Here is a 6,479-nt window from a genome sequence, read left to right on the forward strand (position 1 = left end):
AGGATAAGATATGTGGTCAAAACTAACAATAGATATGGGAGCACTGACAGTTGAGAAGCAGACTCTTGAGGAGGAGCTTCAGGACCTTGGAGGAAGGGGGCTGGTGGCTCAATACCTGATAAAAAACGTACCACCAAGCTGTGATCCTCTTGGAAAGGACAATCACCTGATTTTCTGTACTTCAGTGTTTGCAGGTACTAGACTTACAACCGCCAATCGCCTTTCGGTTGGAGGCAAAAGTCCACTTACGGGAGGGATCAAGGAAAGCAACTCTGGAGGATATGCAGCAGCACTGCTTGCAGACCATGGACTGAAGCTTATTACAGTAAAAAGCCTTCCTGATAATGACAAGCTATGGATACTTAGGATCACCAGGGATGGGAAGGCAGTTCTTGAAGAGGCGGAAGAATATAGGGGAATGAACAATTATGACTTTGTGGACGCCATAAAGGGAAAGTTTGGGGACAAGCTTGCAACAGTCTCCATAGGATCAGCCGGTGAAAGAATGTACAGGGCAGCCTCGATACAGATTTCAGAGTTCAATTCAGGACATCCCAGCAGGGCAGCTGCAAGGGGAGGATTGGGTGCCTTAATGGGTAGCAAGGGCTTAAAGGCAATTGTGATAGAAAAGCCTGAGGAAAAGTTCAAGTTTGAATTCAACGACGAGGAAAAATTCAATGAACTGGCTTCAAGGCTGAATAAAATGGTGGCAGAGGGTGCCAAGACTGATCCCTTCCACAATATCGGTACCATCGCCACCATTGAGGCGACAGGCGAAAATGGGATACTACCTGTTAAAAGTTTCTCAGGACAACTGTTCCCTCAATACAAGGAGGTTGGAGCAACAAAGTTTATGACAAATCTAGCCACCCGGGGTGGGAGGAACAAGATCCCCTGTCAGCCTGGATGTGTCCTACAGTGCTCCAATTGCTACAATGACGAGGATGGAAACTATCTGACATCAGGCTTTGAGTACGAGACAATTGCACTGTTCGGACCAAACTGTGGGATCACTGATTTGGATGCCATAGCAAGAATGGACAGAATTTGCGATGACATTGGGGTTGATACCATTGATACGGCAAATGCTATTGCCATGTGCATGGAAACAGGGAAACTGGAGTGGGGAGATGCAGCAGGAACCTTGAATCTGCTCAAGGAGATGGCCGATGGAACCGGATTTGGACAGGTTATGGGAAACGGATGTGAAGCAGTTGGCAAGGAGCTTGGAAGTGAAAGAATACCAGTGGTCAAGCATCAGGCAATGGCAGCATATGATCCTAGAAATACAATAGGAACTGGCATTACCTATGCCACAAGTCCAATGGGAGCTGACCATACTGCTGGGCTAACAATGGGAAGAGCATTTGATGACAGGGGTAGAGCCGCCCAGGCCTATGTATCCAATAAGCTTCAGGTTGCAATGAGCTTCGCCGACAGCATGATGTGTATATTCGCATTTGCTCATGTGGTTCCCGCACTACCTTTGCTTGGGGAGATGATGGGTGCAATGTACGGAGGATCTTCAGAATACTCCCGCGTCACCACAATGGGAGTGAAAACCCTGCTTACAGAAAGAGGCTTCAACAAGATGGCAGGAATGACTGATAAGGACGACCGACTACCGGAATTCTTCAAAATGGAAAGGTCGCAGGCAACCGGGTCACGATTTGATATAGACGATTATGAGCTGGATGTACTGTTTGAATTCTAATGGTTAAGGTGAATGATAGAGTGGTTGAATTTGAGAGTGGTATGACGGTTGCAGATGCAATAAGGAGTGCTGGATTGAGCACAGACCAGGGAACCATAGTCATGGTTGACCGTAAGGTATTGTCAAAGGAGGAGCTTTTTCAGGTAGTTGAAAACGATACAGACATAAAGGTCATGATTCTGGTTTCGGGAGGATAAAGTTAATTTGGCATAAAGATTGAAGGGGCATCCAAAAGGGTGTCCTTTTTCATGTGGAAAATGGCAACTGTTGTGGTAATATAGACTTAGGTTGGAATTTACACAGATTGTAATAAGGAGGGATTTTGTGGGGATCAAGATTTTCCATACGGGAGATATACATATAGGCATGACCTTTAACAGCTACCCAGAAGGGATAAGGGAGCTACTGAAGTCAGCAAGAATTGATGTCATTGAGAGGATGGTCAAGCAGGCGAACCGGGAAGGCTGTGACCTGTTCGTAATAGCCGGGGACCTTTTTGACAAGATCAAGGGAATAGACAAGAGAACCCAGGCTGCAGTTGCAGGACATCTGTCAAAATTCGAGGGAGCATGTGTAGTCATTCTTCCAGGTAACCACGACTACCACACTGAAATGGTTGACCTATGGTCAAGCTTCCTTTCATACACTGATGACAGGCTTATACTATTGCAGGAGGAAAAGCCCTATGACCTAAGAGAATATGGACTTGGGGCTGTAATCTATCCTGCTGGCTGCCATTCAAAGCACTCCAAGGAAAACAATCTGGGATGGCTCAAGGAAATGGATATGGATAAGGAAGTCATCAGCATAGGAGTTGGACATGGTGCATTGTCGGGAATTTCACCTGATCTGGACAACCAGTACTTTAACATGGCCCTTGATGAGCTTGACAGGATTCCTGTCAATGTATGGCTGATGGGACACACCCACATAACATATCCTGAGAAGGACTCCCTGCAGAACTGGAAGGTTTACAACCCCGGAACTCCTGAGCCGGATGGACTTGACTGTAAACACAATGGTAATGCTTGGATTGTAAATGTAGATGACAGTGGAGAGATTGATGCAAAGAGGGTGGATACAGGAAAATACAGCTTTATGGATGTGGTGTTTAATATTAACCAGCTTGAGGATTACAGCAGGATCAAGAACCATTTCAAGGAGGGAACAGAAAACACCATAGCAAGGATCAGCTTGAGTGGAACCCTTGATGAGGAAGCCTACAGGTACAGATTGAAGCTGAAGGAAGAGCTTGAGGAAAGACTTCTCCACCTGATTCTTGAGGATTCGGAGCTAAAGATCAGAATAAATTCAGATAAGATCCACAAGGAGTTTACAAAAGGATCATTTCCGGAGCAGCTGTTGCTATCCCTTCAGGAGGATGAGGAAGCTCTGCAGCTGGCATATGAAATCATTTCGGAGGTGAGGAAATGATCATAAGAGGCTATTCAACCAAACAATTTGCAGGGCTCAAAAACCTTGAGCTGAAGTTTGACGAAAATCTTAATGTAGTCCTGGGACCCAATGAAGCTGGCAAGAGCACCATAGTGAATGGGATGGTATCGACGCTTTTCAACACCATAAGGGTTGGAGATCGAACCAAGGAGGACAAGGAGTTCAAAAGGAGGTTTATGCCTCATCCTGAGGGGGACTTCATTGATGGCAGTGTTCATATTGCCCATGGAGACGAGGAATATGTTCTAAGGAAGGAATGGGGTGCAACACCTGAAGTTTCACTTGTAATGCCTGACGGGTCAATCAAGAAGGACGAGGGTTCAATTGAGGATATTATGAAGGAGCTATTGGTATTCGGCGAGGAGACCTATAGGAGGATAGTCTTCGCAAAGCAGGAGGAACTGAAGGATGCCGTCCAACGAATGACCTCCCACAATGGAACAAATGTTGAGATTGGAGATTTCCTGAGAAGGACCGTGATGGAGCTTGACGGGGTTTCTCTGGATGAGCTTGAGGGCAAAATCAACGACCAGCTTGAGGAAATGTACAAAAGATGGGATGTTGAGAGGGAATATCCTGAGAACAACAGAGGTATCAACGATCCATACAAGATAGGTCGTGGAAGGATTCTGGAGAGCTTTTATAAGAAAGAGGAGCTCAACCAACAGTTGAAGGATGCCAGAAAGCGGGAGCTGGAGCTGGAGGATGCCTATAACCGTTTCAAGGAGCTGGAGAAGCGTCTGTCTGCAGTGAGGAAAAGAAAGAACGAGCTTGAAGAATTGGAAGTTGATATAAGAACTAGACAGAAGCTGCAGCCCAAGATCATTAAGCTTGAGAAAGATATCCAGGAGTTAAAGGATATTCAGAGGAGCTGGCCAATAAAGGAAAATAGAAGCAAGGAGCTTGCAGAGGAGCTTGAGGAGCTAAATGGAAGGCTTTTGAAGCTCAGAAGGGAGCAGGAACTTGCCTCCAAGGCAGGTGAGAGGGAAAGACTTAAAAAAAGGCTTGACGATATTGTGGCCACTGAGAATGAGCTTAGGATGAAGCAGGAGGAGCTTAAGGGCCTAATTGGAATATCCAAGGAGGACCTGGACCTACTGGAGGCTGAAAGTCTTGAACTTAGAGAGCTCCAAATGGTACTCAATGCTGGAAGCCTAAGCGGGAAGCTGGTCAACAGTCCAAATGGTGTGGACATCTATTTCTCAGAAGGATTCGATGAAGGAATAAAGGCGGCAGAAGGAGAACAGTTCTCGGCAAAGGGTATCTTAACAATCAAAAGCAGCGATGGTCTTGAAATAAGGATATCTGCAGGGGAGAAAAATCTGGAGGAATCTGCGGCAAAAATAAGGGAGCTAAAGGATGGAATTGACAGCAGACTAAAATATCTCCAGTTGGAATCCCTTCAGGAAGCACGTTCCGCACGGTCAAAGCAGACCATGATTGAGGAAGTATGCAATAGATTGGATGAAAGGCTTAAAATCCTTCTTGGAGATGATTCAAGAGAGGGGCTGGAGAAAACCCTAGAAGAGCTTAAGGGTCTCGATGGATTAAGGGATGCAGCGGATATTGAAAAGGAAATTGATGAGCTTAACAATAAAATCATTGAGAAGCGTGTGGATAGAAAGTCAATTGAGGATACGCTCATCTCCTGGAAGGAAAGTTTCAGCTCACAGGATGGTCTGATGGATCAAATGATAGACATGAGTGCAGATGTCAAGCTAGTTGAAAAGGAGCTTGAGGGTATAAAGGGTCTTCCTGAAGAGTTCTCTGAGGTTGATGAGTTCTTTGCAGCTCTAGGAACAGCCAGGGAAGATGTGGAAGGTGTAAGTGCCAGCTTTTATGAAGCAAGAGAAGCCTATGTGGAGTGCGAGAGAAATCTTCCGGAGACCTCCTTTGAGGAGCTGCAAACTGAATTTAAATCCGCACAGGAAAGCTTCAACAGACTCCTTGACAAAGGAGAGGCACTCCTTAGGATTAGAGAGGCCTTCAAGAGAACCAAGGAAAAGCTGGATGGAGACACGGACAAGCCATTGGTCCAGTCCATGTCCAAGTACATGAGGATTCTGACCCAGAACAGTTATGACATAAGCGGTATTGGGGAATCAATGGACGTGATCCTTGAGAGGGTGGGGTCGGTTCAAATGCCAATTGAGCTTCTTTCAACCGGAACCAGAGACTCTGTAGGACTGGCACTGAGACTGGCCTTAGCGGAAAATCTCCTTAAGGACAGCAAGGGAATTCTCGTTCTTGATGACTGTCTTGTGGATATGGATCCCCAAAGAAAGGATATGGCCGTTAGGATGATAAGGGAATTTGCAGAAAGTCATCAGGTCATATTCACAACCTGCAGCCCTGATACAGCTTCTCAGCTTAAGGGCAATATAATTGAGGTAGGACAGGCTTGAATATGGTAAAGGAAATAGTTGTAGATGATATAAGGATCAAGTTAAGAAGAAAAAACATAAAGACCTTAAGGCTTTCAGTTCACCCTCCAAAAGGAGAGGTTAGGATTTCTGTTCCCAATGGAGTGAGCGATGATGCAGCAATCATTTTCATAAAATCCAAAATGGAGTGGATAAGGAATCAGAGAGCAAGGCTCAAGATGTCCCATATGGAGGAGCCAAAGGAGTATATTACAGGTGAAAGACACTCTTATTTGGGAAAGGATTACATGTTGGAGCTTCAGACCACATCGGCCAAGCAGAGGGTTCTTCTGGAGGATGGTAGGATCATCTTGTTCGTCAGAGAAGGACATACAAGAGAAAAGCGAAAAAAGCTCATCAATGAATGGTATAGGGAGCGGTTGAAGGAAATGGTCCCCAAATACATTAAGAGATGGGAGCCAATAATGGGTGTTGAGGTTAAGGCGTTTGGGATCAAGAGTATGAAAACCCGCTGGGGTACCTGCAATATAAGGGACAAGAGAATCTGGGTCAACCTGAGATTGGCAACTAGAGATGAGAGCCTGCTTGAATATATAGTGGTGCATGAGATGACACATATATTGGAAAGGCTTCACAATGACAGGTTCAAGATGCTTATGACCGGATTCATTCCAAATTGGAGAGAACTGAAAAAGGAACTGAATGGTCAAAAATAAAACAGAGGGAAGGTATGGTTATGATTAAGGTGCAACCTAAATACAATAGTGAAAACAAGGGGCATTATTCCCCTGGAGTGATATCAAATGGGATGCTTTATGTATCCGGACAGCTTTCAGTGGACCCTGACACAAGGGAGCTTCCAGCTGGAGGAGTGAAAGACCATGCAAGGCAGGCCCTTTCCAATGTGGATAGGGTCCTTAAGGAGG

6 protein-coding genes are annotated in these 6,479 nt (G+C 45.4%); all 6 read left to right on the forward strand.

Translation table 11 applies throughout. The features are described 5' to 3' along the window. Positions 1–10 precede the first annotated feature (10 nt). Positions 11–1,714, forward strand: coding sequence for an aldehyde ferredoxin oxidoreductase C-terminal domain-containing protein (locus ACKVDP_RS09755; protein WP_409228645.1), 1,704 nt, complete (start codon positions 11–13; stop codon positions 1,712–1,714). Positions 1,715–1,734: 20 nt separating this feature from the next. Further along, positions 1,735–1,911, forward strand: a complete 177-nt coding sequence (locus ACKVDP_RS09760) for a hypothetical protein (protein ID WP_409228646.1) — start codon at positions 1,735–1,737, stop codon at positions 1,909–1,911. 127 nt (positions 1,912–2,038) lie between these two features. Continuing rightward, positions 2,039–3,148 (forward strand): metallophosphoesterase family protein, encoded by a 1,110-nt coding sequence (locus ACKVDP_RS09765; protein WP_409228648.1) that lies wholly within the window; start codon positions 2,039–2,041, stop codon positions 3,146–3,148. Next, positions 3,145–5,574: an AAA family ATPase gene (locus tag ACKVDP_RS09770; RefSeq protein WP_409228649.1), complete on the forward strand. Its 2,430-nt coding sequence runs from the start codon at positions 3,145–3,147 to the stop codon at positions 5,572–5,574. Before ACKVDP_RS09765 ends, ACKVDP_RS09770 begins: the two co-directional genes overlap by 4 nt. A 2-nt stretch (positions 5,575–5,576) precedes the next feature. Then, positions 5,577–6,269: a M48 family metallopeptidase gene (locus ACKVDP_RS09775; protein WP_409228653.1), complete on the forward strand. Its 693-nt coding sequence runs from the start codon at positions 5,577–5,579 to the stop codon at positions 6,267–6,269. 20 nt (positions 6,270–6,289) lie between these two features. Beyond that, positions 6,290–6,479 (forward strand): RidA family protein (locus tag ACKVDP_RS09780; RefSeq protein WP_409228650.1); only part of this gene is annotated, 190 nt, incomplete at its 3' end.

Origin of the sequence: Gudongella ferriphila, from assembly GCF_046224405.1 — a bacterium.
Lineage (GTDB): Bacteria > Bacillota > Clostridia > Tissierellales > Tissierellaceae > Gudongella.

Coding starts and splice junctions, on each gene's coding strand:
- ACKVDP_RS09755 (WP_409228645.1), top strand. CDS start 11: ATGTGGTCAAAACTAACAATAGATATGGGAGCACTGACAGTTGAGAAG.
- ACKVDP_RS09770 (WP_409228649.1), top strand. CDS start 3,145: ATGATCATAAGAGGCTATTCAACCAAACAATTTGCAGGGCTCAAAAAC.
- ACKVDP_RS09775 (WP_409228653.1), top strand. CDS start 5,577: ATGGTAAAGGAAATAGTTGTAGATGATATAAGGATCAAGTTAAGAAGA.